5 protein-coding genes are annotated in these 3,015 nt (G+C 48.6%); 4 read left to right on the top strand and 1 reads right to left on the bottom strand.

Annotated elements, in window-relative coordinates:
• The 4 genes from rpsK to rplQ form a co-directional block, all read left to right on the top strand.
• On the top strand, positions 1-357 hold a 357-nt coding region (gene rpsK / locus BN93_RS14460; RefSeq protein ID WP_019189034.1), incomplete at its 5' end, for a 30S ribosomal protein S11.
• Positions 358-434: 77 nt separating this feature from the next.
• Entirely contained in the window at positions 435-1,040 is a 606-nt protein-coding gene (gene rpsD / locus BN93_RS14455; protein ID WP_009231150.1) for a 30S ribosomal protein S4, read from the top strand.
• A gap of 12 nt (positions 1,041-1,052) precedes the next feature.
• Positions 1,053-2,045, top strand: a complete 993-nt coding sequence (locus BN93_RS14450) for a DNA-directed RNA polymerase subunit alpha (protein WP_009231149.1) — start codon at positions 1,053-1,055, stop codon at positions 2,043-2,045.
• Positions 2,046-2,123: 78 nt separating this feature from the next.
• Complete coding sequence (gene rplQ, locus BN93_RS14445; protein WP_019189032.1) at positions 2,124-2,657, top strand: 50S ribosomal protein L17; 534 nt, start codon at positions 2,124-2,126, stop codon at positions 2,655-2,657.
• 201 nt (positions 2,658-2,858) lie between these two features.
• Here the strand turns inward: rplQ and BN93_RS19110 are convergent, their stop codons facing one another.
• Positions 2,859-2,981 carry a transposase domain-containing protein gene (locus BN93_RS19110; RefSeq protein ID WP_394329936.1) on the bottom strand — a complete coding sequence of 41 codons (123 nt, stop codon included), beginning with the start codon at positions 2,979-2,981 and terminating at the stop codon, positions 2,859-2,861.
• Positions 2,982-3,015 lie beyond the last annotated feature (34 nt).

Below are 3,015 nucleotides of genomic sequence, written 5' to 3'. Positions count from 1 at the left end.
AACGTCAGGGTAGACGCTCTTGGACAACTTCATGTTCATAGCTCATTCAATAACATCATTGTGTCTTTGGCTAACAGCGAAGGTCAGGTAATCTCTTGGTCGTCGGCTGGTAAGATGGGGTTCCGCGGTTCTAAGAAGAACACGCCCTATGCCGCCCAAATGGCAGCCGAAGATTGCGCCAAGGTAGCATTCGACCTCGGCCTCCGTAAGGTGAAAGCCTACGTTAAGGGTCCAGGCAACGGCCGCGAAAGCGCTATCCGTGCCGTGCACGGTGCAGGTATCGAAGTAACCGAGATTATCGACGTTACGCCGCTGCCCCACAATGGATGTCGTCCTCCCAAGCGTCGCCGCGTATAACACGCACTTTTCACAACGCTTGCACCCAGTGTGGCAGGCAACAAAGATACACAAACAAAAAAGTTATAAAATAAACAATGGCTAGATACATAGGTCCGAAATCTAAAATTGCTCGTCGTTTTGGTGAACCCATCTTCGGCGCAGACAAAGTTTTGTCCAAGAGAAACTTCCCTCCTGGACAGCATGGCAACAACCGTCGTAGGAAAACTTCCGAGTACGGCGCCATGTTGGCAGAGAAGCAAAAGGCTAAATACACTTACGGCGTGTTGGAACGTCAGTTCCGCAACATGTTCGAGAAGGCAGCTAAGGCTAGCGGCATCACCGGCGAGGTGCTGTTGCAAAACCTCGAAAGCCGTCTGGATAACGTAGTGTTCCGTCTTGGTCTGGCTCCTACCCGTGCAGCCGCACGCCAGCTCGTTGGCCACAAGCATATCGTGGTAGACGGCAAGGTAGTAAACATTCCTTCTTATTCAGTGAAAGCCGGCCAAGTTGTCGGCGTGCGCGAGAAAGCTAAGTCGCTCGAAGTTATCGAAGCTGCCTTGGCTGGTTTCAACCACAGCAAGTACCCTTGGATTGAGTGGGACGACGCATCAAAGAGCGGTAAGTTCCTGCACAAGCCCGAGCGTGCCGACATTCCTGAGAACATTAAGGAACAGTTAATCGTTGAGTTGTACTCTAAATAAATCATTGAATTAATGGCGATATTAGCATTTCAAAAACCTGATAAAGTTGTAATGTTGGAGGCCAACGACAAATTCGGTCGTTTCGAATTTCGTCCACTTGAGCCAGGGTTCGGCGTTACCATCGGTAACTCCCTCCGCCGCATTCTCCTTTCATCGCTAGAAGGTTTCTCCATCAATACCGTGCGCATCGCCGGTGTTGAGCACGAGTTCTCTTCTGTGCCTGGTGTTAAGGAAGATGTGACCAACATTATCTTGAATTTGAAACAAGTAAGATTCAAGCAAGTAGTAGAAGAATTCGAGAACGAGAAAGTTAGTATCACGGTTGAGAACACCACCGAGTTCAAAGCTGGTGACATTGGCAAGTATCTGACTGGATTTGAAGTGTTAAACCCCGATTTGGTGATTTGTCATTTAGATGCCAAAGCTTCATTGCAGATTGATCTCACCATTAACAAAGGACGTGGCTACGTGCCTGCCGACGAAAATCGTGAGTTCTGCACCGATGTGAATGTAATTCCTATCGATTCCATTTACACCCCCATCCGTAACGTGCGCTATTCGGTTGAGCCTTATCGTGTTGAACAAAAAACCGACTACGATAAGCTCGTTATAGACGTAACCACGGACGGCTCCATCAGTCCCAAAGATGCACTGAAAGAGGCCGCTAAAATCCTCATCTATCACTTTATGCTCTTCTCCGACGAGAAAATCGCCGTTGAGAACCAAGACGTTGACACCAACGAAGAGTTTGACGAGGAAGTGCTGCACATGCGCCAGCTGCTTAAAACCAAGCTTGTGGACATGAACCTCAGCGTTCGCGCCCTCAACTGTCTCAAAGCAGCCGATGTGGAAACACTGGGCGACCTTGTGCAATACAACAAGACCGACCTCTTGAAGTTCCGCAACTTTGGTAAGAAATCGCTCACAGAGCTTGATGATTTGCTCTTGGGTCTGAATCTGTCTTTTGGAACCGACATTTCAAAGTATAAACTGGACAGGGACTAAACCACAGCGCGAGTGGGTGCGGACCAACAGCCCTCACCCACCCAGCTGTTACCCCTCCGCTATTTAAGAAAAATAAAAATGAGACATAATAAGAAATTCAACCACCTGGGTCGTACTGCACCTCACCGCAATGCCATGCTTGCTAACATGGCCATTTCGCTGATTATGCACAAAAGAATCACTACGACCCTCGCCAAGGCAAAAGCCTTGAAGAAATATGTAGAACCGCTTATCACACGTTCAAAGGAAGATACCACCAACTCGCGTCGTGTGGTTTTCCGCTACTTGCAAAACAAGTATGCCGTTACCGAACTGTTCAAAGTGGTTGCTGCTAAGGTGGGAGACCGTCCCGGTGGCTATACCCGTGTCATCCGACTGGGTTTCCGCAAGGGCGATGCCGCTGAAATAGCGTTCATCGAACTGGTTGACTTCGACGAGAACATGGCCAAGACGCCTAAGGCAGAGGCTAAGAAAACACGTCGTAGCCGCAAGAGCACCAAGGCCGAAGGCGAAACCGCTGCCGCCGAAGTTGCTCAACCCGTTGCCGAAGAAGCTCCTAAGGCTGAAGAGGCACCCAAGGCAGAAGCTGCCGAAGAAGCAAAGGCTGAATAAACAACAGTTATCGACTTATAAATTAAACGTCTCTATCCGTGAGGGTAGGGGCGTTTTTTTTGTGACTATCCCAAACCGATCGCCTTACAGCCATGTCTTTCTCACGAAAACTGTCGATTTCTTCGTAAGCATCCAAAATTCGCCGTATTGATACTTCACAAAAAAGCCCTTATATGACAGGTTTCATATAAGGGCTTTATGTTATTTGCAGTTTATGGGCAGTAGCTTAATTAACTCATCCTCCTTCATGTCTAGCAAAGGTTTCGCTAAGACGTGCCTTAACCACCCGTAAGGTTCTATCCTTGCCTCCCTGCAACAGGCCATGAATGTATAGAAGACGGCATTGTTTTCCGCCCCC

The organism is Prevotella conceptionensis 9403948, assembly GCF_000312305.1.
Lineage (GTDB): Bacteria > Bacteroidota > Bacteroidia > Bacteroidales > Bacteroidaceae > Prevotella > Prevotella conceptionensis.
The sequence above is the reverse complement of the archived record's forward strand: the minus strand, read 5'-3'. Positions and strand labels throughout refer to the sequence as shown.